Below are 26,310 nucleotides of genomic sequence, written 5' to 3' on the forward strand. Positions count from 1 at the left end.
GGAGAAGCGCAATGAAGGTCAGCAAATGTGCGCATTATGCCGTTTCGGAACCGGGCCGACCTTGGGCAGGATCGCAATCACCTAGGGTCATGTCAAAGTCGCATAAGATGGCAGTGCGGAACTTAACGGCGACTTGTGCCGGGGTCGCCTCGTCTCACCCTGTCCAAAGAGAAGATCTGACCCCTGTCAATACACTTTCCTTCGACCGCCCAGCGGCAGGCCGTGACCCTAGGCAGATCTTGGTGCTGCGCTCGGGGGAATAGCAGCTTTGCGCCTAATCTCTGCCGTTGAGGTCAGCTTTGCCGCTGCCTGAAAGCGGACGTCAGGGCGACCACGCTGGAGGTCGCGGTTGCGCCATTTGCTGACCTTCATTGCGCTTCTCCAAACCTGCCGTTCGCGCTATGACTTGATGCGACCCATTCGAGACGCCGGGGGCGATGGGAGGAATGACTGCGGAACCCTGGCAGCGGTCGTTTCGGGCCATGGGAGAACCCGTTCGATCCAGACCGGTTGCTATGCCAGCATGCAGAACGGCGGCCTGATACCATCATGTGGATATGGGGTTTGGCGGCAGTCCTCGCAGCCTCGAGATGTCCGCGGGGTATTAGAGCTGGAACTCAGCCGAAAATTCAGCTCCATCAGGATGCAGTGTAAGCCGGGAGCTGCCCTTCAGGGTGTGGCGGAACGCTGCCTCCAGGACGCGGGAGCCGTAGCCGGTGCGACCGGCGCTGGTTATGATCGGGCAACGTTCCCGCCAGCGAAACATTACACGCGTCGCGCCCCCTTCGCCCGCCTGCACCGTCCATTGAATGTCAACTCGCCCCTCAGGCGAAGCAAACGCGCCATGCTTGACTGCGTTGGTGGTGAGTTCGTGAACGGCCATTGCGAATGCCTGGACCGCATCTTGCGGTAGCGCGATTGCGGGGCCGTCGAGATTGAAATTCCCACCTTCCCGTCCGCCATGCGCCTGCAGCTCCAGCCGCAGAATCTCGGACATATCAACACTTCCTCTCGGCGCGCGCACCAAGAGATCCTGCGTGCGTGCCATGGCACCGAGCCTGCTCTCGAAGGCTCGGCCGAATTCCTCAAGCGAACCGCTGTCGCGCAGCGTTCGTCTTACCAGCGCATCGACGGTGGTGAGGACGTTCTTTATCCGGTGATGGAGCTCGCCAACCTGCGTTTCCCGCTCCTTCTCCATGCGGCGCTGCTCGGTGACGTCGCGGATCGCCAGCAGGATGAGGTCGAGGTGGTCGAGGCGTCGCCCGTTGAGGAGCATGACGCGGCGGCCGACGTGCTCAAAATCATGCTCCACTTCCACATCATCGAAGGCGTTGTTGTTGGGCAGGACGTTCTCAAGCAGCTCTCTCAGACGCGGGATGTCCCATTGCCGATTGCCGAGCTCGTAGATCAGCCGCCCCTTAGTGTCGTCAGGAGACACCTGGAAGGCGTCATAGAAGGGCCGGTTGGCGCGAACCACCTTCAGGTCCCAATCGAGCACCAGGAGCGCCTCCCGGGTACTGTCGATCAGCTTTTCCCCGAACTCGACGTAGCCTTCGAGTTCGAACCGGGCCTGTTCGGTCTCGGTGCGATCTGAGATGACCAAAAGGATCAGTTCAGGGCGGTCGCCCTCGGGCGGCAGCCGCCTCGCGTTCAGGATCATGATCCTTTTGCCGATCTCCGGGAACTTATGCTCTAGCCGGTAGTGCTCCACTACCGACTGCTGCGGCAGGATCTCTTCCAGGAGCCGACGGAGCTCGGGGATATTCCACTGGCCATTGCCGAGTTCGTAGAGCAGGCGCCTGCGGGTCTCTTCGGTGTCGACCTTGAACAGCGTATAGAACGCCGAATTGGCTTCCTCGACCGTAAGGTCGTCTCTTAGGACCAGCAGCGGCTGATCCATGGTCTGCAAGATCGCTTCGGCAAGGCCAGTTGAACCGAGATTGTACAACCGGGGTGGCCTGCTTTCCCCCGAGGATTTTTGGTTGCCCATTCGTTACAATGAACAGCAGATTGAGCTAGAGTCCAGTTGGATAGCTCCTTGTGAGCCCCACTTGATCGGAAACAGAAGGAATGGCCTCTTTCTAACGTCAACCGGTCTGCGGCGCGCGCAGCCAGAAAGGGCTCGCCGCCCAACCGCGACGAAGAACGCTCCGCGGCTGTACGGCAGAACGAATCCTTCGGCCTCGGTCGCGCCATGCGCGGACGTCTGCAGTGGACTCACTGAAGATCGCGATCCGGCCTCTCCTCGGATGTTTGCCCAGCAAGATCAGGCGAATTGATGATCCATTCCTGACAGCGATCCCACGAGAATGTCGTGATCAAAAGCTACCAGGAACGGGATCAACATTGGTTGGATCGGGTGGGCCGCGATGTTGGACGTGCACTGCGGATTTCGGGCGGAATACACGTTTCGCTGCGCCCATGTGATTCCTTGATCCGTTTCCAACGAGGTTCCCCTGCCGCTGGTTTCCGACCGATCAGGCTGGCCGCGGTTTGTAAAAGCGGCACCAGCCATCAGGGCTGATTTCGCCCGCGACGATCTCGCATGCATTCGGCTCCAGGAAATGGGCGCACCCTGCGCAGCGGCGACCTTTGTTTGGAACATCCTGATAGAGCGCCAGAGGCTTTGGCGTTGTTCCGGCGCCACGCGCCGCAGGCTGGCCCGTGATGCAGGAAGCAAGCCCGCCTCCACCGGCGTGGCGACGCCGGTCATCGATACCTTCAGAAACTTCCGACGAGACAGCGTCTGGCTTGGCACGCTTTGTGCCGACCAGCGATTTGCCTCACTGCGATCACCGTTCACAACCTTTCCTTCCAATCGACATCCGAGGAACGCCGACGCCGTCAAGTGCTGGGTCAAATCGACTTGAGGTACTCGATCAGATCACTCTTTTCCTGATCGGTCAGATCAAGGCCCAGATGGTCGTCATAATGCTTGATGACGTCATTGAGGGTGGCGAATCGCCCGTCGTGGTAGAAACCGCCCTTGTGGATTTTTTCCGTGTTCCAAAGTGCACGCAACGATGCCGTCCTGTAACGCTCGTCCGGGGATCGCATCGCCTGGAAATCGTCGATCCCGATCTCATCGGCCGTATGCAGGTTCCATCCCGGCTCGGTGAATAGTGGCGGCACGTGGCAAGTGCCGCATTTGGCCTTGTCGTTGAAAAGTGCCTCGCCTTTCTCCGCCGCCGCACTGTCGAAGGCGCCCTCGGGCGGCTTCGGGGTCGGCAGCGAAAGCTGATAGAAGTGAAGCGCCGGCAGCTTCGCCGTGATCCGGTCTTCCTCGTCCTGCTTGTCGCCCTGTTTCGTTCTCGCTGCGACCGGATACTTCTCTGCATCGTCCAGGCGCGGATCGTAGAAAACGCCTTTGCCGTGCATTTCGAGATTGCCGACATAGGCGTTCCAGTAGCTCACCGTGCCCCAGGCTCCGGTCCATGTATGGTTGTTCACACCGGCCAATCCGAAGGCAGGTGGATTGAGCGTGGCGGCCGTCTTGCCGTCCGGCCGGAATGCCTTGCCGTCGAGGTTCAGTTCAGCATCGAATTTGCCAGGGCCCCATGCTTCCACTGCCTTCTTCACCTCCGCTTCGGATATCTGCAGCATTTCGGTGAACGCCGTGAGGTCAGGCGCCAATGCAACGACAGCGCCTATATTGAGGTCGCGGTTCGGCCAGCCGTCCAGCCTATGCCCGATGCCTGGCGCATATGCGTCGTCAACGGTCGAATGGCACACGGCACATTGTATGCCGACCGAAGTCAGCGTCTTTCCGTCCTCGGCGAAGAACCCGGTCACCCCGACAACGGCATTGGCTTTGAGCAGGAGAAGCGTGCTTGCAGGATCGGTAAGGTCGACCTCACCTTTGTCGAGAGCTGCAGCCACATCCTTCGGAATTGCATTGACATCGACCTTGAGGCCAAGTTCGAGAGCCATTTCCGGACTGAGGCCAGGTCCGACCCCGCCCAGTTTCTCCCCGGCGATCGCCTCATGGAGCTTGAGCTTGCCGCCCCAAAACTCCTCGCTACCAAAGGTATCGAAACGGAAAGTCTCGCGACCTTCCTTGAGATATCGCTTGGCCTGCTCGGCCGCGGCGGCGTCAAAATCCTTTCCACTGACCGATCCTTTTGCGCCCGTCTGGGCAGCGGCCGGAATCAAAGCCGCGGAGACCAGAATGACAAAGGAGACACCAATACGATTGAACCGTGCTGACACTGCCTTGTCCTCCCGAAATATTGTTTTTCCAGTTGGTCTACCCGTTCGGCGACGTCCCGATTGCGTGGCTACCGAATCTGGCTGACAATATTGGATGACCGAACCGTCAAAACGTTCCCGCGTCCGGCGCGAAAACCGATCGATCGATAGAGCATGGACCTTCTGCCGGCATGGGAGAGAGAGGCGCAGAAAGACCTTCCGTCACGCAGTCAGGCTGGAAAACGAAGGCGATCTATAACGGTGTCGATTAGTCGCTCGCAGCGTCGGCCCTTGAAGGGGAAGGCATTGAGCAGCACGGGGCCAATCTGCTCGTCTAGCTCTTGGCGAAGGAGACGGCGAGCGCGATGGAGCCGCGTCCGCACTGTCTGGGGACGCACGCCGAGCAGTTCCGCTGTCTCGTCATTAGAGAGTCCTTCGATTGCTCGGGCAATAAGAACAACGCGGTAGGCGGGGGGCAGCCTATCGGTTGCCTGTTCGACCAAGCTCAGGATTTGTCGTTGCGCCACCGTTCGCTCTGCGTCCCCGGCAAACTGTATGACTTCGGCATTGGCCCGTGCCGCGGATTTTGCAAAAGCTGCCGCGCGCCGACTCCTTCGCAAGCGTCCTAATGCCTCGTTGACGACGATCCTGCAGAGCCATGTCGACAATGCCGATTCTCCTCGAAACTCGGCAAAGTGGGCGAAGGCGTTGACATAGGCTTCCTGAACGATGTCCTCGGCTTCGCTGTCGTCGTCGGCCAATCCACGCGCGATACGGTAGAGGCGCTGGTTGTGCATCTGCATGATGGTTCGTAATGCGTCCGCGTCGCGCGCCAACGCGCGGCGGACCAGTTCCACATCCTTGGAATTGCGCCCGTCATCGCCCCTGTCGATGCGTGGGTCGGACATGACAACTTATCTAATCACCAATTCGGTGCCGTCACAGCAAAAAAGGTCCTAGTCGACTCTTTCATCAGTGGAAGGCAACAGGCAATCAAACACAGCGGCGAGAAGCAAGCCGACGGCGCCTATCATGCCGACAATGCTATGACGCTTCATTACCCGCGCTCCAAGCACAGCATCCATCAAATGTCGGCTTTCCGGCTAAGAGCAGTCATACGCGCTTCTAGGAAATGAAGGTCGCCTTCGGGTCACGAGCGCTGGTTGGGCCCAATGTCCGGTTTCTGGAAGGAACTGGAAGGAAAATGGGTCCCGGAAGGTCAGGATTGGGTCCAGGTCACGACGATGCCCGAGCCGACCTGGATGTCCGCTCCTGAAGAACCGCAGCCTGAAGCTGCTAATCCGCTGTCGGCCGCAAATAGGTCGTTCATTGTCTTGGCGCTGAGCGTCGGCAATTGGCGGATTGTGTTGAAAAACTCCGGCTTGAAGCAGCTCTGAAGCACTGATTCAATCTCCTTGGTAAAGGAGATTGAGTCGATGATGGGCGAACCGACGGTGATGCAGGAGGCGCTGTTCTACGAGTTCAGCATCGAGCGTCACGTCCCTGCTGACCATCTGTTGCGCTCGATCGACCGCTTCGTCGACCTGTCGGGGCTACGCTCGCATCTGCGGCCGTTCTACAGCGAGATCGGTAGGCCCTCGATCGATCCGGAACTGATGATCCGGATGCTAATCGTCGGCTACTGCTTCGGCATCCGTTCCGAGCGCCGGCTTTGCGAGGAAGTGCATCTGAATCTCGCCTATCGCTGGTTTTGCCGGCTTGGCCTGGAGGGTGATGTCCCCGATCATTCCACCTTCTCGAAGAACCGGCACGGCCGCTTTCGCGACAGCGATCTGCTGCGCGAACTCTTCGAGACGACGGTGCGCCGTTGCATCGAAGAAGGTCTCGTCGGCAACGAGGGCTTCGCCGTCGATGCCAGCCTCATCAGGGCGGACGCGAACAAGCAGCGCTCTGCCGAGGGATCGGAGCAGGTCGACTGGGAGACGATGGCGGCAACGCGCCGCTCGGTACAGGAGTATCTCGACACGTTGGACGATGCCGCGTGGGGTGCAGCGAGCGAGGTGAAGCCGAAGTTCATATCGAGGTCCGACCCGGCGGCTCAGTGGACGGGAGCGATGAAGGGGCATGCCTTCTTCGCCTACGCCACCAACTATCTGATCGACCTGGATCACGCCGTCATCGTGGACGTCGAGGCAAGCCGGGCCATACGCCAGGCGGAAGTCGGCGCGGCACGCACCATGATCGATCGCGCCCAGGATCGCTTCGGCCTCTATCCGGAACGCCTGGCCGCCGACAGCGCGTACGGCTCGGCCGAGATGTTGGGCTGGTTGGTGCACGAGCGCGGCATCGAGCCGCATATCCCGGTCTTCGACAAGTCGGAGCGTCGCGATGGGACCTTCGAGCGGGCAGAGTTCAGCTATGATCGCGAGCGCGATCTCTACACCTGTCCAGGCGGCAAGGAGCTCAGGCAGTATCGTCGGCGGTTCGTTTCACCCCGCGACGGTGTCGACGACGAGGGCTTCATGCGCTACCGCGCCAGCAAGCTCGACTGCGACGTCTGCGCCCTCAAGCCTCGATGCTGTCCGAACGGTCCAGCCCGCAAGATCCTACGCTCTATCCACGAGGGTGCGCGGGACATGGCCCGCGATATTGCCGCCACCGACGCCTATGTCACCTCGCGTCGCGAGAGGAAGAAGGTCGAGATGCTGTTTGCCCACCTCAAGCGCATCCTGAAGCTGGATCGCTTGCGACTACGAGGACCAAACGGTGCTCGAGACGAGTTCCATCTGGCAGCCACTGCCCAGAACCTCCGGAAACTCGCCAAGCTGATTCCGGTGCCGATGCCGAAACCGGCATGAGGCGGAAGACGTCTGCTCACGACCTAACATCAGTCGATGTCGTGGCCGAGACGCGGCCGACTTTTTCAACGATATCGGCGCATTGTGCTGTTTCGGCATAGAAGCCTTGCATTTGACGGGATGCAGTGGTGGCACGCTTGCGGAGTCTCAGGGTGTCTCCACGCGGCGATCCTTCGTCGTGAGCCGACGCTATCGTGCAAGTTTCGCAGCGCTGCGGGCCGCTATGTCGGCTAAGACAACATGAAGAAGCGTACAAACTTCCTGTTCGGCGACCTCGGGTGCGATTCCTGATTCGGACAGTTGAACGAGAATTGTCTTGGCGGTGCTGCGCCAGAAGGCATTCGCGTCCTCCCCGTTCTTGGAGTCCAGGACCCGGGCGATCCCTTCGACCAGTTTCCGCCGCCGATGCAGCGGAAACGCGCTTACGTTTGAATCACCCATCGATCACCTCACGCCTTCAGTCTCGCGAGTAAGCATTGGCGGGTTAGAAAATTTGGTTAACAGCGCTGCAGTGGTCGGGCTCGGTGGGTTGTGCCGCATAAAGCCACTGGTCGCGGCGGCATCGGCCTTTCGAGTTCCTGTTCAAGAACTCATCGGCGATGATGAGCCGCGAGGGATCGCGCAGGGAGTGATTTGGGCAGGCAAGCTCTTGGACTTGATCAGAACCAGGCAAGCCGCCATATTCCGATCCGGCTGCCAATTTCAGGTGGCCCATTCCATGACGAGGCCGATCCGGCCGAATCGACGCTCATTTATTTGATTTGCTGGGAGCGCCAGGTCGGGAGGAAATCTCCCGATTGTGGCGGGCATCCTGCTCATTTTGGAGATGTCTATGAAGGATTCGCGCATTCCCGAGACAGTCTTAACGGCTGTGTCAGAGGGGACCCACATCATCCGCGCTTATCGGGAGCACCTTGGATATTCGATCGATGACCTAGCGGTGGCGTGCGGGCTAGCGGCTGAGGAAATTCAAAACATCGAGTCGGGTCTGAGGTACAACAAGGGCTATCGGGATCGGATCGCGAGATCGCTGTCCCTACCTGTGGGAATTCTTGAGGCGGAGTCGGACATATTGGACGCTGCGTGATCAGCGGGTAATCCGCAAATGAGTCGAATACCCGCTTTCTTGTGAGTGTAATCTGCGACTGATAGTCGAAGCATTGAACCATGCGCTTCCGACCAGATGGATGGAATGTTGGAGGGTGCTGCCGACATGCTTGATTCCCTCTCTGAGATGGTCGGCCGAGAATAGGCCCAAAGGACTGCGGGCTTTGACCGGCCCCTTATCCTGCCGGCCTGTCGTCCGGCCTTTTTCTTTTTTGTCCCATCGTTCGGTGGCCTGCGGCACATGGGTTATGGTGTGCATTCGCACAGTCCCGCTCGACAAGCATTATGACCAGTCAGGATCATAAAATGGCAAATCCTCCACGCCGACCCACAAATCCAATGGCAGCCGCCGAAGCCGCCCTCAAGCCGATCAAGAAGCCGGCGGTGCCGGTTCACGAACCGGCGGCTGCTCCAAATGTCAGAGAGCTTGTCTCGATCAGGATCGATAGGGCCGTGCTGGACCATTCCAGGAAGATGGGCCGGGCTGGCAGGATCGGATAAACGACACCTTGCGGCGCGCTATCTCCAAAAAACCGACCAATGCGGATGACGAACGATCAAACGACTACTGATCGGCACGGCCCCGATAGCGGCGACGCAGATGGAGTTGAAACGGAAGCGTAAAGCGTAAGCGATTGCGCACCTTTTGGACAACCAACAACGCGTATCCTGGAATTTTTGCATCGAGCCGCGGCCGAACCCCTCTATGCTCTGTGGGCGGAGACCCGAATGGCATTTCGATTCGTACACGCGGCCGACATTCACCTCGACTCCCCGCTGCGTTCGCTGGCGCTGCGAAACCCTGATCTTGCCGAACTCGTCGGAGACGCCAGTCGCCAGGCGTTTCTCGCCATTGTCGATCTCTGCCTTGCCGAGCGTGTCGATGCGCTCGTCATTGCCGGCGATCTCTATGATGGCGACCAGACGTCGATGAAAACCGCCCGTTTCCTGGCGTCGCAAATGAGCCGTCTCCACCAGGCCGGCATCAGGGTTTTCAAAATCCGTGGAAATCACGACGCCATGTCGCGGATATCGAAACAGCTCGTGTTTCCCGACACGGTAACGATCTTCGGTGGCCGTGCCCAAGCAGTGGTTCTGGCCGCCGGCGGGCTTGACGTCGCATTCCATGGATTGAGCTTCGCCAACCCCAAGGCGCCGGAAAGCCTGCTGCCCAAGTATCCGGCCGCCCGGGAAGGGGCGGTCAATGTGGGCATCATGCATACCAGCCTTGCTGGATCACCCGGCCACGACGTCTACGCCCCCTGCAGCGTTGCTGATTTGCACGGCCATGGTTTTGACTATTGGGCACTTGGGCACATCCACGCGCGCCAAGTCCATCCTGGAGCGAAAGCGGTGGTGATGCCGGGAATGCCGCAGGGCAGGGACATCAACGAGGCAGGAGAGAAATCGGTCACTCTGGTCACGATACGAGATGACCGGTCCGTCGAAATAGAGGAAAGACTGACCAGCATCGCGCAGTTCGAGCGGGTGAGCATAGATCTGACCGGGACGATGGAATGGTCCGAGGTCGTCGGCCGCGTCCGATCCGCCCTCGAAGATATGCGGGCTTCCGTCAGGTCCCGCCATGCTGTGGTCCGTCTCGGACTGACCGGGGAGTCGCCTCTGTCCTGGGCGCTGATCCGCGACAGGGACCTGCTGCTGGCCGAAGCCGAGCAGGCGGCGGAACAGACGGGCGACACATGGGTTGAAAAGCTTGAGCTTGACCTCGCTCCCCAGAGCGGGGAAACACCCGACGGCATCGCTGATCCGATTATCGAACTCGCCCAATCCATGCGTGCCGCTGCCACGTCAGAGGCCTTCCGCGTCGAGGCGAGGGCGCTTGTCCAGAAGATGATTGCAGATCTGCCGCCGGACGGGCGCGACTTCGCCGGACGGGACGAAGCTGGGCTGGAACTGTTCCTCGACAGGGTGCTTGCCAGCGGTGCGGACCTGGTCACGGCCCGCCTCAAGGCAGGTGGGGCGCAATGAGGCTCCGGCGCCTTGACCTCATTCGCTATGGAAAGTTCACCGATGGGACGATCGACTTCGGCCCAAGTCCTCCGGCCGGTCCCGACTTCCATATTGTGTTCGGGCTGAACGAGGCGGGCAAGTCGACCGCCCTTTCCGGTTACCTGGACCTGCTGTTCGGCATCGAGGAACGAAGCCGCTACAATTTCCTGCACGAATATAGCGCGATGCGTATCGGCGGGGTGCTCGAACTCGCCGGCACTGAGCACACATTCACGCGCACCAAGCAGCGCACCAACTCGCTGCTGAACGCAATCGACCAGCCGGTGAGCGAGGTGGCGATAACGGCGCATCTCGCAGGTCTGTCGCGTGATGCATACGAGACCATGTTCTCGCTGGACGACGAGACGCTGGAGGCAGGCGGAAAATCAATCCTGGAGTCCCGCGGCGACCTGGGCAAGCTCCTGTTCACCGCCAGCGCCGGTCTTGGGCATGCGAGCGACACGCTGAGCGCCCTGGAGGCCGAAGCGGACAGGCTCTATCGCAAGCAGGCGCACGGGACCGAACTTGCGCTGCTCAAGAAGCGCCTTGCGGAACTCAAGTCACGCAGGGACGCGATCGACACCTTGGCCTCAACTTTTGAGAGCCTTGAGGCCGAATGTCTCGACGCGGCGCAAAAGTATGGCCGCAGTAGCGCCGAACGGTCGTTGCTGTCGGCTCGGCTCGGCACGATTGCCACGTATCTTCGCGCGATCCCGATCCTCGCCGACATCCGACGCAAGGCGGCCCAGCTTGCCGAGTTGCCTGACACCGCCTCACCACTGCGAACCTGGACAGGCAGCGTCGCCGAACTGATCGATGACGACGCGAGCCTCAGAACGCGGCTGTCCGGGAACATCGACGACGCCGAGCGCGTGACAATGAGAATCGCGTCGGTCGATGTGGACGAGGCGATCCTGGCAATCTCCGAGGGGGTTCGGGCGCTGGCAGACCGCAAAGTGCGCTATGTCTCCGCAGGCCTGGACCTGCCAAGTCGCAGGACCGAGCTGCAGATACTCGACAAGGCCGTGGCGACTTCCCTTGCCGCCCTTGGGAGGTCGTCCGAGGCAAATCCAACTGCGCTGCTTTTGCCGGCTGCCACCGTTGGCGCTGTCCGCGCCATGCTTGAGGAGCGATCGGGAATCGCCACCAGCGTGCGCGTTGCCCGCGACGAAGCCGCGGCCGCGCTCGATGCACTGCAGGCGGCACGCGAGCGGGTTGGGCAAGAGAGGGCTGTACCCGAACCTGCAAGGGCAAGGCTGGCCTCGGCTTTGTCGAAGGCGCGAGCCAGCGGGCACCTGAAAGACCTCAGGATGGCGCGCGAGGCGGAGGACGCGGGCACGGTTCGATGGGAGGAGGCAATCCCTCGCCTGCATCCCTGGTCCGGAGATGCCCAGGCACTGGCCAGGCTGCCGGTCCCGAGTGCTGGTCAGGTTGGCGCGTGGAAAACTCGGGCAGCAGGGTTGGGAAAGGGCAGGGCTGTCCTTTGCGAACGTCTCGCCGAACACCAGGACAGTCACGACCTGCTCTCGGCGCGCCTGGATGCGCTTCGTGCCTCGGTCGATGTAACCGACGATGAAGCGGCCTCCGCCATTCGCCGTGCCCGGGACGAGGCCTGGGCGAGGCATCGAGGTGAGCTCAGCGGCGAAACGGCGGACGAATTCGAGGCGCTATTGGCGCGTGACGACAGTGGTGGAGCGGTTCGTCTGGCCAACGCGCGAGAGCTCGCCGAGATCCGGACAACAATCCGCAGCCTCGCTGAAACAACAGCCACCATCACACGTATCCGCGACCAGCTCGCGCAGATCGACCTGGACGATCAGGCTCTACTCTCCGAACTTCGCGCGGTGGCCAGCGAGCTGCTGGCAGAGTGCCTGGAATTCTCGCCCGAGCGTCTGATCGAAACGATCGAGGATCGCGCCTCTGCCCGCAGTGATGCGCTCGCGGCCTGGGAGGACATCGAGCTGGCCCGCAAGAAGGCCCGCCGCGCGCTCGACGAGGGAGAGCAGGTACAATTGGAGTTGATCCGGGCGCTGGCGAGCGTCGGCATAGACTCGGAACCCGGCGACAGCCTGGAGACGGTCATGGCCGTTGCAGAACTGTTCCTCGACAGGCAGCTCAAGGTCGATGCGGAACGTGCCGAGGCGCTTAAGACAGTGAGCGCGAAAGAGGAGGATCTGACCGCCAGACGGCGGGCTTTGGACGTGGCGGAAAGGCGCGAGGAGGAATGGTTGGCCGGCATTACCGCAGCGCTTGCCGGCACCTGGCTTGAAAGCGGCATTTCGGCGCCCGGCGTCGGCAACGTGCTCGATCAATTGGCTGAGCTGTCGAAAAGCATCCAGGAGCGGGATGCCATGCAGCTCCGCATCGAGAAGATGGAGGCAGACAGAGACAATTTCATTGTCGAGGTCACCGCTGCCGCGGCTGAAGCGGGTGAGCCGGCGAACCGCGAGGAACCGGAGCAGTTGGCCATTCGGCTAACTGAGCGTCTGGAGCGCGCCGATCGCGCCAGGGAGATGAAGGCAAACCTCATCAATGACCTGCAGCGCCTGCAGGACGCTCGTGACAGTCTCAATCTCGAGACAGCGGCGCATGGGCGACGCAAAAGTGAGGTCTTGGCCGCCTTCGGCGTCACCACCTTGTCGGAAGTCGTGGAACGCGACGAGTTGCTACGGGAAAGGGATCGTCTGCGCGCTGCCGTTGCCGAGCTTGAGGAGCAGTTGTCGGCTGAGCTGGCGGTGGAAGGCTTCGACCAGGCGCATTCCGTGCTGGATTGTGTCGAGGTCGATAGCCTCCTGGTCGAGAAGGCTGAAAGTGAGCAGCGGCTTCGGGATCTCGATGCAGCGATACAACAGCAGCTTATTCGCCAGACCCGGGCGGCCGACAAGCTGGACGCAATCGGCGGCGACAGCGCGGTCGCGCGGATAGATGCCGAGCGCCGCACCGTTCTTCTGGAAATCGAAGAAAAGGCAGTCCGCTACGTCGAGCTGAAACTGGGCGTGATGGCCGCCGGGAACGCTCTGCGCGTGTACCGCGAGCGCCATCGCTCCGGGATGATGAAGCGGGCATCTGATGCTTTCGCACTCATCACGCGCGGTCAGTATTCGGGGCTTGCGACCCAACCTGTGAAGGGCGGAGAAGTCCTCATCGCATTGCAGCGCGACGGGCAGTCCAAGGTCGCCGATGCGCTCTCAAAGGGGGCGCGTTTTCAGCTCTACCTGGCGCTGCGGCTTGCCGGATACTACGAGTTCGCCCAGTTTCGACCCTCTGTGCCATTCATTGCCGATGACATCATGGAGACCTTCGACCATTTCCGGTCCGAGGAGGTTTTCAGGTTGTTTGGTCAGATGGCCAGTGCGGGTCAGGTGATTTATCTGACGCATCACCAGCACCTGTGCGAGATCGCCAAGGCTGTCGTGCCGGGTGTAAAGATCCACGAGCTAGCCTAATTGCCTGCAGTCGCGTGGCATGAGTTGATGCCCTGCTTACCAAGACGACTTCCGTAGGCGGAACCTTGGATGACCGCTTCGCGCCTGAACTTGGACCTAGAGTCCAATTTTGCGGTTGCCAGAAAGCAGCTCCAGCGACCAACTGGGTGTCGGGTCGCGCCAGGAACCTGCTATGCCGGTAGGGACGATTGACGGTTGCATCGGTATCGGCGGAGCCGCGAATCTGTGGTAAGCCGCCGCTCAACCAACCAAAGGACGACACCTGTGAGCGAACCGACCATGGCCCAGGCGACCGAAAGTATCTATGCCTCCCTCCGGGCGGACAATGCCGACATCGACGCACATATCGCGACGCTTAAAGCAGCGCTGACACGAGAAGGGATAAAACAGGCGGTGTTCGATCCGACCAAGTTGGCGCAGAACAACCGCTCGGGGCGCAAGTTGATGCAGGCCTATTTTCGGCAGCACGGCGTGAGCGTGAGGTTTTCGGACTAGTAGAGCCGCGCTCGGGTGATCTCAAGCGCGCCGTTGGGAGTTCTCGGGCCGGTCCGGCGGTTCGCCATCTGGACGTCGGGACTGCGCCGCATGTCGATCGTTGAGCAGGCCATAGGCGCATCCCGAAAGCGGACATCGCGGGTGACAATGCTGGAGGTCATGGCCGCGCCACAACCGGACCTTCGCCAATCGTGGCGAAATACGAAGATCCAATCTCGACCTTGGTCGTCGCAGATTTGAACGTCCAAAACGAGGCCGGGAACCTGACCTTCAGCGCAGCAGCATTCGGGAGCGCTACATTTGACGTCCCGGCACGTCGAAGCCGCCCAAGTTTCAAGACTTGAACACCGCAGGCATGTGAAGATCCAATCGGTCCCGCCGCTGTGTCGTCCCATGGCACGGATGAGACGATACACTATTTACCACAGCGCTCGCGACGGCTCGCGAAACGGCCGACCCGCAGAGGCTTTTTTCGTGTTATGATGCACTTGCAACGCGCGTAATCTCGACCTCGGCAATATGGCAAAGGTCGAAAGCAATTTTTGCCCTGGCCCCCCAAGCACGGACTCAACTCCGGATGGCTGGGTGTGCTTATCCGGGGCGAGGAGGTTGTCCATGTCCACGAGTAGTGTTGACCGCCCGCTGCAGCCGGGCGACCGGGCACCGAATGTTGTGCTCAATGCGATCTCACGGGAAGGCAAGATCGCGCTCGATGATTTTCGAGGCCGTAGCCCGTTGTTGATCGGTTTGTTCCGAGGCCTGCACTGTCCGTTCTGCCGGCGCCATGTCGCGGCGATGGCGCAACTCAAGCCGGCCCTGCGTGAGAAAGGCGTCGAATGCCTGGCTGTGGTCAATACGCCGGTCGAGCGGGCGCGGCTCTATTTCCGTTACCACCCGGCACCCGATCTTCTCGCCGCATCCGACCCGGAGCGAGCCTCGCACCGTGCTTTCGGCTTGCGCGAGGTCGGGATGGACACGGTCATGGCGATACCGTTCCATCTCCCGGGCGAGTTGCCCGAGCCTATGGACGTCATGGCAATGAATGAATTTCTTAACAAGAAGGAAGGTTATGAGATTACGGAAGTCGATCAGCAGGCGATGGCTTCCAGCCAGGCGCAGCTTGTCGGTCAGTTCCTAATCGACCGGGCGGGCATCGTACGCTGGAACTTCACTGAAGTTCTGGAGGATGGCCTCAACACCTTCAGAGCGCTGAATCCCGAGGAATTGATGTCGGCAGCTTCCCAAGTTGCACATTAATAGGCCTGCGGAAATGGGCTGCTGAAAACTCGCTCGACGACCGCGCCCTTCCCGCTCACTACCGGGGACAGCCCGTCCTGGGTTCAAAACCTGAAGATCGTGGATGACCGCTTCGCGCCGATCTCCGCCATAGAGAGTACTCTGCCACTGCCCGAAAGCAGACATTGCCGACAGCAAGCTGTAGCGCGGGTCGCGCCAACTGCCGACGTTTACGTTGGAAGGAAGAAAGCATTGATCCAACGCAATCGGGCCTGTCGATATTAACTTCCTCTTCTTTCGTGGCTTCCCACACACAGCGAGGATTTTGCTCATCATCACATTCAGGAGGCCATCGAGCCATTAACCCTGGAGAGTAGATTTCTCATGGCGTAGCGGCAGGAACCTGCTACTGAAAGCTCTAAATTTACCCATACGACAGGTAACTTTATGCGCCGCCTCGCAGCCATCCTTGCCGCCGACGTCGTCGGATCCAGCCGCCTCATGGGAGTGAATGAGGTCGCCACACTTGCCGCGCTCAAGCTTCACCGTAAGGAGCTGGTCCCGAGCAGGAATACTTTTCTGACGGGATTACCGAGGACATCATCACTGACTTCTCCAAGATCTCAGGCCTGTCGGTCATCGCCCGTAATTCTGTATTCACTTATAAGGGCAAGCCGGTCGACGTACAGGATGTGAGCCGGCGCTTCAACGTCACGACCGTTTTGGAAGGAAGTGTGCGCAAGGTTGGGCAGCGTGTGCGAATAACAGCTCAGCTCATCCACGGGAAGGACGGACTCCATCTATGGGCCGACCGCTACGACCGAGACCTGACCGATATCTTCGCTATCCAGGACGAGATAACGAGAACGATCGTCGAGCAACTGAAGGTAAAGCTTCTGCCGGAGGAGAAAAAGATCGTTGGCCAAGCGCCAACCGAAAACATCGATGCCTACACATACTATCTTCGAGGACGCCAGTTCTTGCACAGGCACTCGAGAGCATATTACACGCTTGCGAGGCGAATGTTTTCGAAAGCGGTCGAGCTTGATCCGCTTTATGCCCGAGCGTATTCCGGGATCGCCGACTGCGACTCCTTTTTGTTTCTGCATTATTATGAGAATATAGCAGTGGAGAGTATTCTGGCCACCAGCGCCAAGGCACTCGATCTTGAGGGTGGCCTGTCCGAGGCTCATGCTTCGCGCGCATTGGCCTTGTCGCTCGGGGAGCGTTATCCCGAGGCTGAGACGGAATTCGAACGCGCGATTGCCCTGAATCCTAACCTGTACGAAGCCCACTACTTTTTCGCTCGTGCCTCCTTCGCGCAGGGCAAACTCGATCAAGCCGCGCGGCTATACGAACGGGCGGTTGAGATCAAGCCAGATGACTACCAGAGCCAGATCCTGCTGATCCAGATCTACCGTTCCCTGGGCCGGGACGAGGATATTATCGATGCAGCGCGCACAGGAATTAAGCTGGCCGAAGGCGAGTTGGCTATGCATCCCGATAACCCGCGTCCAGCCTATCTAGGCGCCCTTGCGCTAGCCGAAATTGGAGAGATCGCCCGTGCGAGGGAATGGACGTCGCGTGCGTTGGCCATTGATCCCGACGATGTTCTAACCCAATACAATGCTGCTTGCGTCTACTCGCTTTTGGATGATGCCGAGCCGGCGCTAGATCTGTTGGCGCATCTGCTTCCGCAGGCAAATCACGAGACCAAGGCATGGGTCAAACAGGACTCTGACTTCGCCAAGCTTCACAATCATCCTCGCTGGCAGAAAATACTTGAGCTGGCAACCTAGTTGCAACGAGTGCACCTCATGGCATCTTCAAAACGGCTAACAGAGGAAGTCTCCTCCTCATCTTGGCGACGGCTTGCCGCCCATGGTCGACGTCCGCTTCGGGCCGATCAGAGGCCACAATGCATGTCGCGCAAAAGTGTGCAGCGGTTTTGCGGCAACGACATGCATAAAAACAAGAACCTAAAGCGCATCGCATGAGGCCGGTCGAACGCGACGCGCTTTAGACCCATCAATTTGAATGTCTTGTATTGCTCCGTGGCCACCACGAGCTGTTAGTCCGCTAACGGCCCCATTTCAGACTCCGAGTTATGCTTCATATCGCATATAGATAAGCCTCTGGCCTTGGGGCTGGTCGGGTAAACTATGTCAGTCCGCAACGTCGCCAGGAGGCATTGCAGAAACGTCCATCCACATCGCGCCCACGGCATGGCCATCGGGATCAGCAAGGTCGCGAGTATACATGAACCCGTGATCTTCGATTGGATTGATGTCAGCCGTGCCGCCGTTCGCAGCAGCTGCGGCAGCCATCGCGTCGACGCCGTCGCGGCTGTCGAGGGACAGCGCCAGCATAACCTCGCTGGAGGTTGATGGCGGGATCGGACGGGTCGTCATGGTCTGCCATTTGGCACGGCTGAGCAGCATGAAGTTGATGTGGGCACTCCATACCATCCAGGCAGCCGTCTCATCGGGAAACTTGGGTTTCTTCTCGAAGCCAAGGGATTCATAGAATGCCACGGACGCCTTCACGTCGGAAACTGGCAGGCTCACAAAAATCTTCTTGCTCATCAAATATTCCTTTTCGTTGTTGAGATGCCAGTCAGCGGGTGGTTCCTCTTGAAGACGGTCGACCGCCCGCAGAAACGACAGAGCATCTAAACTTTTTTAAATCTTCGGCAGCGGCACAGATGCCGAGGCACAGCAGCATCTCTGCGATGAAGGCAGCAGTGAACGGCAGCGGGCTCTCCCATAGGCGCCGGCCAAGCGCCACTGATGTTGAGCCGAGCCTACGTTGTACTGCATACGCGTTCATTTCGGCGTCGGGCGGTCATTGTCCGCTTCTCCCGTAGCATACCTAGCAGCGGACGGTCGGCAGTCGGCCCCAATCAAGTCGTTTCGTAACCGGCAGCCGCTTGCGGGTAAGGTCCTGATAGGCGAAACTGATTGGAACCGGGAGGGTTTGCCACCTCGCCTCCGTGGTTGGCCGCCGACAGAGTGCTCCGAAATGGACCGCAAGCTCGCCGCCATCCTTGCTGCTGACGTTGTCGGATACTCTGCCATGATGGAGCGCGATGAGGCGGGTACGCATGAACGGGTGCGCGCCGATCATAAGGAACTTTTCGAGCCGACAGTAGCGCGTCATCATGGCACTATCTTCAAGCTGATGGGCGACGGCCTGCTGGCGGAGTTTTCTTCTGTCGTCGAGGCGATGGAATGCGCGGTTTCGTTGCAACGTGGGCTGGCGGAGCGAAACGCTTCGTTGCCGAAAGACGAGCGCATCGAAGTGCGCATCGGCGTCAATCTTGGCGAGGTGATTGTCGAGGGTGACGATCGGTTTGGCGAGGGCGTAAATATCGCGGCGCGACTAGAACAACTTGCCGAGCCTGGCGGCATCGCGTCACGCCAGCTCATCTGATCCTGTCAGCCCGCAGCATCGGCGGGCCGGGCTTCGTGATCCCTTGGTCGCGTGAGACCGATCCGCTCGCCCAAGGCGACGGCGCAAGCCCGCTTCACCCACTCACCCGTGCTGCGCAACTTCATGGGCAGCACAGATTGCGCAAGCGCTGACCAAGAGCTTTAAAGCAGAACTCTTGAAAACATCCGCACCTGGAATTGTACACGCCTACATTGCTGGACGGCACGGCATCGTTCCGGCAAAGCTGCGAATCGCGGGGCCACTGGCAATCCGCAGGTCGGCGGTTCAGGCAATGCTCATTGAAAGATGGGCCGCCGACTTACCTTTTTTGGCTTTGAAGCTCGGGGGGTTATCGCTCTCAATTGTCGCCTCAAAGTGATTGTTCTGCCGTGACGATCCTTGTGTCGATCTGCCGGCAGTCGAGGCGCATTCCACTCGGAATCCAGAAATAGCAACGGCCTGTCGAGGTCGATCTAAAATTCATACCCGGCAATGGTCGATCCGCAACGACCTTTCTTGCCGCCGTCTGCCCCGCAGCTACCGTCAGCTACGGGCCGACCGTGATTATGAGGTGAACTATTTTGCTCTGAAGAACACCATCACGAGGCAGCACCGGAAGGTGCCGGCGACACATGGACTTGGACGGCAATTGACGCCGATTCGAAGTTGGTCATGTCTTGGCTGGTCGGCGGTCGCGACAGTGAATACGCAATGGTGTTTATGGACGATTTAGTAAAGCGCCTTGCTAATCGGGTCCAGCTAACAAGCGACGGGCACAGGGCATATCTGGAGGCTGTTGAGGGCGCATTTGGCGGCGACATCGACTACGCCATGCTGGTCAAGCTTTATGGTAGCTCGCCGGAAACAGCCAAGGGCCGCTACAGCCCCGCCGAATGCACCGGCGCTCGTAAGACCCCAATCGAGGGCAACCCGAACCCCCCGGCATATTAGCACGTCATTTGCCGAGCGCCAGAAGCTCACGATGCGGATGCACATGCGCCGCTTCACTCGCCTGACAAACGGCTTTTCCAAGAAGCTTGAGGCTCACGCCAACGCGGGCGAACTGCAATTCATGTATTACAATTTCGTGCGCATTCATGCGAAATGTCACCCCCGCGATGGCTGCTGGCGCTGGCTATTCTGTCAGCCCGACAGCGACCTCGCGCGATGGTGCGGCAAGCGCACCGAAGGCGCGACGGGACGGATGCGAAACCAATCCTGCGCCCTGAGCGCTGGCCCACCGGGTGCCGTAGCTTGCCGATTCGGCTCGGACCGGCGCTCACTCCTCTCCCGAGAGGGCGGCTCTATGTGCTTCCGCTGCCAGTGGGTTCAGGCATGCAGGGTTTGGTTTCGACTATTGCTCCGGAACCGCAGAGGTTTGCGGATGATTTCGCGCTGCTTCGGCGATTTCCGGGATGTATTTCGTCGCAGTGCAACTTCGGTTCACGTTGGCGCGTGCGTCGAATACCTCGTTCTCGCAGACCCGCTTGGCGAGCTCGAGGGGGACATGAACTGCCAGGGGCACCTCCACCTCGGAGATTCCAAGCTCCCTTGCGATCTGCTGTTTCACCTCTTGCCTGCCAAGTGAAACGTCGACGCCGGCACCCTGCGCATCTTTGGTTGTCGGTGATGCGCCTTGGCCCAGCAATTCTTGGTGGTCGGTCTGAGCAAATGACTGCCCGGCAGAAATCTGCAAAGCGAATACGGCGAGCCGCAAAATTCGGCGGGGGAATACTCTCATGCCCGACTCCTGCAGGTGCTCTTAACTGCAAAAGTGGTTGAAGGGTTCCCGAGGCGAGGCGCGCCTTAGCGGGAGCCGATGCGCCGCATCAGCATCGGTGACGTCGAAGAAAAACCGTGGCATCGTTCCTTCAACTCACTAGCTCCGGCCGGCGGGTTTTGGCGCTTAAGATCTCGCCGCTCAGAGCCAGTTTCAAATCTTCGGCGCTGAGCTGACCACTGGCGAACAAATCCATCACCCTGCGGCCGAGGACTTCTCTGCCCGGATCGCCGTCAGCGAGGCCTAGTTCACGGCAGCGGTCATCAAGTGCTTTGGTCAACATGGCCAGGTCGGCAGGACAGGCGGTGCCTTGAAGCGACAATGCATCTCTCCCAAAGAGGGCGAAAGCGCGTGGCATTTCAAGCGTCCGCTCGCCCTTGCAACTGCGGACGGCAGTGATTCACCTAGAGCCCAACCTATTTCGAACCCAACGTTCGAAACGTACCAAAAAAACATTTCGGGAACGGCTTTGTCCGCCCCTGCCAGCTCGGCAGCGGGTCTTTTACCTGCCGCCACCTCGACACGAACACGATCGGACAGACGAATCCTCGGTGTCCTTCGTGGCCAGCAGCAAGCAGCACGAGTTGAGGGAGTGCCCCGGAGATTTTGCCGCACTCCGGGCCGCGTTCGCCAGAGGCCGCTATTCAACGACCACATCCGCAATCACTTCCGGCACCGTTTTGGTCGCTGGCGACAGCAACCCGGATGACCTGTCGGTGGCCGAATTTTTTGTTCCAGCGCCAGTTGGTGGACCTGTTACAGCTCATCAGCCTAATGTCGACTTGATCCGCGCGCGCCTGGCAAGCCCGCCCACCCGAGTCCCCCGCCTGGTGCAACAGCGTTTGATCGGCCCCGCCGTACTTGATGTGCGGCGGGTTTTTGTTTACTCGCTGGAACAACCGGGCCGGCGCGACGGTTCATCTCAACGCAGCAAGTCCCTCCTTATAAGAATGCTGCCAGATCGGGTAGCACCGATCGGCCCGCGTCCTTCTCCCGGAAGGCGCGGGCTTTTTGCATGCTGGTTTGGGCTATTCCACATTGACCTGGCGAGCGAAACCCTTGGTGAATGGGTGTCGCCGTGACCGTATATCATCGGATTGGCCACCCGAAAGAGTCGGGACAGGGTTCTACCTATTGCTTTGAGCGTGATCTTTCCGAAACGCGGAATTCCACCTTATCGGGATCATGTGCCAGTGCCGGTCTACTTCATGCTGGCCGCGGCAGCGACCCTGTCCACCATGGCGAGAACGGCTAGCGGTGCGGTGTGGTGGACCATGTGGCCGGCCTGCGGAATGATATCGACAAAGGAACCAGGAATTTCCAATTGCAGTCTAAGAGCCTCGGCTTTCGCATCGAACAACCGGTCGCCGGCGCCGGCAATAATGCCGGCAGGCAGCGACAGATCATCGGAGCGGGTGAAGCGGCCGCCGGCCAGCGCGTCGGCCAGCATCAATCCCGATTCGGCCGCGATCGACCGCAGCTGTGAGGGCCGGCTGGCGATGTCCTTTGCCGCCGAAGCAAATGCCGCAGAGATGATGCCGGGGCGAAATATCTTGCCCATGGCGAGCGGCCAGGTGAGCCGCACAAGCAGCGGCAGCAGGGTGTGGCGGAAAACACCACCGGCGACAGGCAAGGCCGGCAGCGCCGCCAGTGCAAGGCCCAGGCGCGGCGGCGGATAGTAATAACCTGAGACAAGCACGATTCCGGCAACTGATGCTGGGTGCCTGCGGGCGAGTTGGAGAGTCACCGACGCGCCCCAGGAATGGCCCAGTACGAGATATCTTTCGATCCCAAGCTGCGCGACGGCGGCATGAATGAGATCAGCTTGCGCGGCCGCCGTCCACCATTTGCCCCGCGGCCGCGTGCTCCTGCCGAAGCCGGGCCGGTCAAAGGCGAGCACCCGGTATTTGCCGGCCGCTTCGTCGAACATGCCGCTGGTTCTGAAATCCTCGGCCGACGAGCCGTTTCCGTGCAGCAGGATCAACGGCATCCCGCTGCCCTGCTCAAGGACGTGCAGGCGCACCCCCGCCACCCCGATAAAGCGCCCCGATCCATGCGAGAAAAGCGCGCGTCTGGCGCGAGCGCTGTTGTACAGCGCCAGGCCGGCCAACCCGGCGCCAAGCAGGGCGCCGGCTGCTGTTGTCTTGTTCGTGCCGCGGACCACTAGCGCCGCCGCGCGCAAAGTGGACAGGCGTGACCGCTCTCGAAATGCCCTGATGCTGTTGCCGAACTGCCGCGCATGTCGGCGCGTGGCTCACCAAGTACATCTTTGCTCTCCTGATTGGCTGCCCCCAACCCGCCTGATCGCCGGTTGTTCCTCGAAGAAGGCTCTGCTGGTTTCCGCTCGCCGGAACTTTGCAATGGGACGTAGGTTAGGCGCTTGACGCCGATGCTTTGAAGGGTCTCGATGATGACCGGCGCAGCACCGTTTGGGCGAAGCCCGCCACGGGCAAAGGGAGATATCGAGGCCGGGCGCGAAGGGGATAAGACTCTGGGGATCGACCCAGCCGCAGCTCCCCTGGAGACGGACGCGGAATCCCGGTAACGCTCCGCCGAAGAACCCGGCCCCGCCCCGTGAACCGCCGGAGTTCAACAACCAGGCGAGCTATGCCAATGCGATGCGCCAGCTGAAGGACGAGCCGGACGTCCAACCCGCAGATAGGAGCCAGTCCCGGTTATTGCCGCCAGCATCGTGCTGGCCGCGGCAGTCTTATCGGAGCGGCCATGCTGCGCTGAATACCGCCCATCCGGTAGCAATGGCTGGACATCTGCTTCCGGTCCGGGCTTGCTGATGCGCCAACTTCAGGCGCAACCGAGTCTGCTGCAGATTCTTTGCCCGAGACGCCACCCTCGTCGCGGGCGACACGAAAGCGGTAAAGGCGACGCGGGTGGGCGACAGCCAAGGCCCTAGCCGGTTCAGCGCTGCACGCTCTTTAGGGACGGAATCTGTCCCCGTTCATGCAACTTCCGCCCTGTGTTCGCGTTGAACCGCGCCCAACGCGGAGAGCGATAAGAATGCCGGCGTTCCTTCCGATTACAATCTACCTTGATCGCAACGCCACGGTAGTCAAGACGATAGCTGACGCCGCAAAAGCGCTTGAACAACCGTGGCCGTATGTGGGCAGGCAAGGACGGCTCAAAGCGATCCGATTGATCCAGGAATGCATGGCAGGCCACTGCAGCCAACAGGCTGCGTTCGACGCGTTCAAGGCGGCTGCAATGGAACAAGGGCTGCTTAGATAAAAGCCCGCGGGCATCATCCCATACACATGGACCGCGATTACGTGACGTGAAATCCGTTCGCGGCGCGTTCCGAGGCGGGGCCATAGGAGCGGACATCGACCATGGCGGGACCGATAGCACTTCGCGGCGCAAGCAACATCCATGCACATCCAGCCGGTCCGGCAGTCGACGTTGAAGCCTGTTACCCTGCAAGTTCCCGGTCGACTAAATGGGTTGAGATATTAGAAAAGTAGCCGGTACAGCCCTCGTGCTGGCATCCATAGCATTGTTGTCGTGCTGCTCTTCATGATCCCGAAGGGGTCGAGCTTCGCCCCCGAGTCCGGTCGTCACATGACGGCTAGGCGCCTAGCTAGCGGAAAGGGGGGCCTATCCCAACCGGCGCTGGTACCGGCCATCCATCGGGACAGCACTCCCGCAAGGTCATTGATGGTGTCTCCATCGCTGCACTGCTATTCACTGGTAGTCGGGCAGCGAAATTGGAAAGAGTTGCTGATCGCCGTGAGCTGATGTGCATCGTGTGACGGACTTCGAGCTCCGCACCTTTGCCGTTCTGGTCAACCTGCGTCGAACCTGCCCGCCGCTGGAAGCGAAGCTCTACGCATCCTACACGACGCCGATCGATGAGTAACGGATGATCACCTCGTCCTGACGAAAGCGTCGCTCAAGGTCCGCACGGCGTGTTCGCCAGGCTCGCAGATCAATCTCCTCCGTCATCACCTCGAAGATGACGATTTCATCATTGCTGCACTCGCCGCCTTGCCGCCACAGTCCTTCGGCAGGTGCCTGCAAAAAAGCCGTGACGCCGGCGAACTGCTGGGCCAGTTCCTCTTTGATCCGGTCGAATTCCTGTTTGGGGAACGGTCTGCCGGAATTATCCGCGCGAGGTAGCAGGATTTGAAAAAGAAACATGATGAACCCCATGACCACGAACGGTCGCCGTGCCTCTTCGTTCCTCACCCTTAGTTCTCAGCGTCAGAGCCGGGCGCCATGCGCATATGATATCACCGTGGGCCGTGTTCGGCCTGGGACAAATGCTCGCCGTCACCATTTGCAAGATAGTTGTGCATGTCGGTTGCAGCGACCGCTGCGTGGCCGAATGCTACGGCAAGCTGATTGATCTCGTTGACCACATCTCCGGCTGCATAAAGTCCGCGGACTGCGGTGCGCTGGCGCGAATCCACGACGAGATTGCCCGCTTTGTCACAGCATGCACCAAGGTCGACCGCAAGCCTCGAGCGGATGGTCGAGCCCATCGCAGGATAAATAGCGTCAAACGAGAGCGTTGCGCCGTCGATGAGTTCCACTACCGCCTCCCGGCCCGTGGCGCAAACGGCATTGGGTCTGCATACACCGATCTTAATTCCGGCCCTCTTGAGTTTGGTACGCTCTTGCGGGGAGCGCTCGGATGGATCGGTAATCAGCACGGTCAGATCCTGAGTGAAGGTGCGCATGAACAGCGCCTTTTTTATCGCGTGTTCGGCTGGTCCGATGACGGCCACCCGTTTGTCGATTGCTTCATAGCCGTCGCATATAGGGCACAATCGCAAGACGCCAGCTTGGATCATGTCGGTAGCGCTAGGAAGATCCGGGAGGATGTCAACAACGCCGGTTGCAATGAGCACCGAGCGGGCACGAATGGGAGATGAAGCGGCCGCCAAAAACCCAGCCTTCGTTTTGCGAATGGATACGATCCTGTCGCGGACCAAGCTTGCGCCGTATCGAGAAGCTTGCAGTTCGAGGCGGTCAAGCAGGTCAGGGCCGGTGATGCCGTCTGGGAAGCCTGGGCAGTTGCGCGTCAAGGGAATCCACTTTGCACGGCTTTCATCTGCGTCGACAACAATTACTCGCCTTCGAAATCTTCCAAGGTAAGTCGCAGCCGTTAGGCCCGCTGGCCCGCCACCTACGATCAGGCAGTCGAAGCTTGCTTCATGCCGGCTCGTGTCCCAGTTGACCATTCAGAAATCCTGAAATCACAAGGCTGGATTGCGAGGGCACAGCCGAACGCCGTTAAAGGAACGCGGAGCAGGCCATTTGGTTACAACGTCTCGCGGGTCATACATTTGAAGGCCGATGACGCTTGGAATTGCCTTTCGTCCGCTCAGTGAGATTAGAGCAGGAAACGACAGAACATCGGCCACCGTCTTCATCCGGAACTATCGAAGATCGGCCGCGGTATCGGTTTGACTGGGCTTAGGAAAGGACCTCGCGGAGAGGCTCGTTCTCCAACGTTTTGCGCCCGAGGATGTGTTCAAGCTCGCGCTCCCGATCTTCCAGCTTCTTGGCTTCGGAGTTGCCGATTACCGGCTCATCGGAATCCACCGCCGCTAGGCTCCCCTCGCTCAAGAGCCGACGCGAGCGATCGCAACCATCAGTCCGACCTGTCCTCAAGCAGGTGCAGTTCACCAGATCCTACTTGGGACCTAGATCGGTGGTAGCTCTTAGTAGAAGAATCGTGAAATGCTGGAGGACATAGGTTTATCGGCCAAAAGGTGATGGCTGGGTTTATGGCCGACAGAACAGGCCTACAAATGGTTGGCGGACCTATCGTCTTTCG

General features: G+C 59.9%; 22 protein-coding genes and 4 pseudogenes. 13 read left to right on the plus strand and 13 right to left on the minus strand.

From position 1 onward, the window contains the following. Positions 1 to 604 precede the first annotated feature (604 nt). The 4 genes from RQ479_RS29615 to RQ479_RS29630 all read right to left on the minus strand — a co-directional run bounded on the left by RQ479_RS29615 (position 605) and on the right by RQ479_RS29630 (position 5,096). On the minus strand, positions 605 to 1,900 hold the full coding sequence (locus RQ479_RS29615) for a sensor histidine kinase (RefSeq protein ID WP_376703357.1): 1,296 nt from the start codon (positions 1,898 to 1,900) through the stop codon (positions 605 to 607). Positions 1,901 to 2,266: 366 nt separating this feature from the next. Further along, positions 2,267 to 2,803: a hypothetical protein gene (locus tag RQ479_RS29620; protein WP_376703358.1), complete on the minus strand. Its 537-nt coding sequence runs from the start codon at positions 2,801 to 2,803 to the stop codon at positions 2,267 to 2,269. Between the two features lie 53 nt (positions 2,804 to 2,856). Beyond that, the gene (locus RQ479_RS29625) at positions 2,857 to 4,209 is read right to left on the minus strand and encodes a hypothetical protein (RefSeq protein WP_376703359.1); all 1,353 of its coding nucleotides are present in this window, start codon (positions 4,207 to 4,209) and stop codon (positions 2,857 to 2,859) included. Positions 4,210 to 4,418: 209 nt separating this feature from the next. Next, positions 4,419 to 5,096: an RNA polymerase sigma factor gene (locus RQ479_RS29630; protein WP_376703360.1), complete on the minus strand. Its 678-nt coding sequence runs from the start codon at positions 5,094 to 5,096 to the stop codon at positions 4,419 to 4,421. 264 nt (positions 5,097 to 5,360) lie between these two features. On the opposite strand from RQ479_RS29630, the gene RQ479_RS29635 reads away from it, so the two are divergent. Further along, a complete protein-coding gene (locus RQ479_RS29635; protein WP_376703361.1) occupies positions 5,361 to 5,585 on the plus strand; it encodes a hypothetical protein in 225 nt (74 codons plus the stop codon). A 39-nt stretch (positions 5,586 to 5,624) separates the two neighbouring features. Continuing rightward, on the plus strand, positions 5,625 to 7,007 hold the full coding sequence (locus tag RQ479_RS29640; protein ID WP_376701895.1) for an IS1182 family transposase: 1,383 nt from the start codon (positions 5,625 to 5,627) through the stop codon (positions 7,005 to 7,007). Positions 7,008 to 7,196: 189 nt separating this feature from the next. On the opposite strand, the gene RQ479_RS29645 is transcribed toward RQ479_RS29640, so the two are convergent. After that, the gene (locus RQ479_RS29645; protein ID WP_376703362.1) at positions 7,197 to 7,448 is read right to left on the minus strand and encodes a DUF6074 family protein; all 252 of its coding nucleotides are present in this window, start codon (positions 7,446 to 7,448) and stop codon (positions 7,197 to 7,199) included. 391 nt (positions 7,449 to 7,839) lie between these two features. Here RQ479_RS29645 and RQ479_RS29650 point away from each other — a divergent pair, with 391 nt between their 5' ends. From RQ479_RS29650 to RQ479_RS29670, 5 genes and pseudogenes are all read left to right on the plus strand, one after another. Next, positions 7,840 to 8,094 carry a helix-turn-helix domain-containing protein gene (locus tag RQ479_RS29650; RefSeq protein WP_376706040.1) on the plus strand — a complete coding sequence of 85 codons (255 nt, stop codon included), beginning with the start codon at positions 7,840 to 7,842 and terminating at the stop codon, positions 8,092 to 8,094. 326 nt (positions 8,095 to 8,420) lie between these two features. After that, a pseudogene (locus RQ479_RS29655) lies at positions 8,421 to 8,686 on the plus strand (BrnA antitoxin family protein). 157 nt (positions 8,687 to 8,843) lie between these two features. Continuing rightward, positions 8,844 to 10,103, plus strand: a complete 1,260-nt coding sequence (locus RQ479_RS29660; protein WP_376703363.1) for an exonuclease SbcCD subunit D — start codon at positions 8,844 to 8,846, stop codon at positions 10,101 to 10,103. Further along, positions 10,100 to 13,570: an AAA family ATPase gene (locus RQ479_RS29665; protein WP_376703364.1), complete on the plus strand. Its 3,471-nt coding sequence runs from the start codon at positions 10,100 to 10,102 to the stop codon at positions 13,568 to 13,570. Before RQ479_RS29660 ends, RQ479_RS29665 begins: the two co-directional genes overlap by 4 nt. A 279-nt stretch (positions 13,571 to 13,849) precedes the next feature. Then, positions 13,850 to 14,065 (plus strand): hypothetical protein, encoded by a 216-nt coding sequence (locus tag RQ479_RS29670; RefSeq protein WP_376706030.1) that lies wholly within the window; start codon positions 13,850 to 13,852, stop codon positions 14,063 to 14,065. Here the strand turns inward: RQ479_RS29670 and RQ479_RS29675 are convergent. Beyond that, entirely contained in the window at positions 14,062 to 14,226 is a 165-nt protein-coding gene (locus tag RQ479_RS29675; RefSeq protein ID WP_376703365.1) for a hypothetical protein, read from the minus strand. The two genes, RQ479_RS29670 and RQ479_RS29675, sit on opposite strands and share 4 nt — an antisense overlap. A 454-nt stretch (positions 14,227 to 14,680) precedes the next feature. On the opposite strand from RQ479_RS29675, the gene RQ479_RS29680 reads away from it, so the two are divergent. Then, the gene (locus RQ479_RS29680) at positions 14,681 to 15,322 is read left to right on the plus strand and encodes a peroxiredoxin-like family protein (protein ID WP_127206661.1); all 642 of its coding nucleotides are present in this window, start codon (positions 14,681 to 14,683) and stop codon (positions 15,320 to 15,322) included. Between the two features lie 671 nt (positions 15,323 to 15,993). Next, entirely contained in the window at positions 15,994 to 17,100 is a 1,107-nt protein-coding gene (locus RQ479_RS29685) for a tetratricopeptide repeat protein (protein ID WP_376703366.1), read from the plus strand. A gap of 366 nt (positions 17,101 to 17,466) precedes the next feature. Here RQ479_RS29685 and RQ479_RS29690 read toward each other — a convergent pair whose 3' ends face one another. Next, positions 17,467 to 17,886 carry a VOC family protein gene (locus RQ479_RS29690; protein WP_376703367.1) on the minus strand — a complete coding sequence of 140 codons (420 nt, stop codon included), beginning with the start codon at positions 17,884 to 17,886 and terminating at the stop codon, positions 17,467 to 17,469. 436 nt (positions 17,887 to 18,322) lie between these two features. Between RQ479_RS29690 and RQ479_RS29695 the strand changes: the two are divergent. Both RQ479_RS29695 and RQ479_RS29700 read left to right on the plus strand, forming a co-directional pair. Next, positions 18,323 to 18,712 (plus strand): annotated as a pseudogene (locus RQ479_RS29695) (adenylate/guanylate cyclase domain-containing protein); the annotation flags it as partial. A 624-nt stretch (positions 18,713 to 19,336) separates the two neighbouring features. Beyond that, positions 19,337 to 19,962: pseudogene (locus RQ479_RS29700) on the plus strand (IS1 family transposase); the annotation flags it as partial. Positions 19,963 to 20,087: 125 nt separating this feature from the next. Here RQ479_RS29700 and RQ479_RS29705 read toward each other — a convergent pair. Further along, entirely contained in the window at positions 20,088 to 20,474 is a 387-nt protein-coding gene (locus tag RQ479_RS29705; RefSeq protein WP_376703368.1) for a hypothetical protein, read from the minus strand. Between the two features lie 130 nt (positions 20,475 to 20,604). Continuing rightward, positions 20,605 to 20,835: a hypothetical protein gene (locus tag RQ479_RS29710; RefSeq protein ID WP_376703369.1), complete on the minus strand. Its 231-nt coding sequence runs from the start codon at positions 20,833 to 20,835 to the stop codon at positions 20,605 to 20,607. A gap of 238 nt (positions 20,836 to 21,073) precedes the next feature. On the opposite strand from RQ479_RS29710, the gene RQ479_RS29715 reads away from it, so the two are divergent. After that, positions 21,074 to 21,595, plus strand: a complete 522-nt coding sequence (locus RQ479_RS29715; RefSeq protein WP_376703370.1) for a hypothetical protein — start codon at positions 21,074 to 21,076, stop codon at positions 21,593 to 21,595. Between the two features lie 119 nt (positions 21,596 to 21,714). Here the strand turns inward: RQ479_RS29715 and RQ479_RS29720 are convergent, their stop codons facing one another. Further along, on the minus strand, positions 21,715 to 22,677 hold the full coding sequence (locus RQ479_RS29720) for an alpha/beta fold hydrolase (RefSeq protein WP_376703371.1): 963 nt from the start codon (positions 22,675 to 22,677) through the stop codon (positions 21,715 to 21,717). A gap of 851 nt (positions 22,678 to 23,528) precedes the next feature. Here RQ479_RS29720 and RQ479_RS29725 point away from each other — a divergent pair. Continuing rightward, positions 23,529 to 23,756, plus strand: a complete 228-nt coding sequence (locus tag RQ479_RS29725) for a DUF982 domain-containing protein (protein ID WP_376703372.1) — start codon at positions 23,529 to 23,531, stop codon at positions 23,754 to 23,756. Between the two features lie 603 nt (positions 23,757 to 24,359). Here the strand turns inward: RQ479_RS29725 and RQ479_RS29730 are convergent. The 3 genes and pseudogenes from RQ479_RS29730 to RQ479_RS29740 all read right to left on the minus strand — a co-directional run. Continuing rightward, positions 24,360 to 24,677, minus strand: a complete 318-nt coding sequence (locus RQ479_RS29730) for a hypothetical protein (protein ID WP_376706041.1) — start codon at positions 24,675 to 24,677, stop codon at positions 24,360 to 24,362. An 80-nt stretch (positions 24,678 to 24,757) separates the two neighbouring features. Beyond that, positions 24,758 to 25,711 (minus strand): NAD(P)/FAD-dependent oxidoreductase, encoded by a 954-nt coding sequence (locus tag RQ479_RS29735; RefSeq protein WP_376703373.1) that lies wholly within the window; start codon positions 25,709 to 25,711, stop codon positions 24,758 to 24,760. A gap of 103 nt (positions 25,712 to 25,814) precedes the next feature. Beyond that, positions 25,815 to 26,114: pseudogene (locus tag RQ479_RS29740) on the minus strand (IS3 family transposase); the annotation flags it as partial. Positions 26,115 to 26,310: the final 196 nt, after the last annotated feature.

Origin of the sequence: Mesorhizobium sp. ISC25 (assembly GCF_042295465.1) — a bacterium.
In the GTDB taxonomy this organism is placed as follows: domain Bacteria; phylum Pseudomonadota; class Alphaproteobacteria; order Rhizobiales; family Rhizobiaceae; genus Mesorhizobium.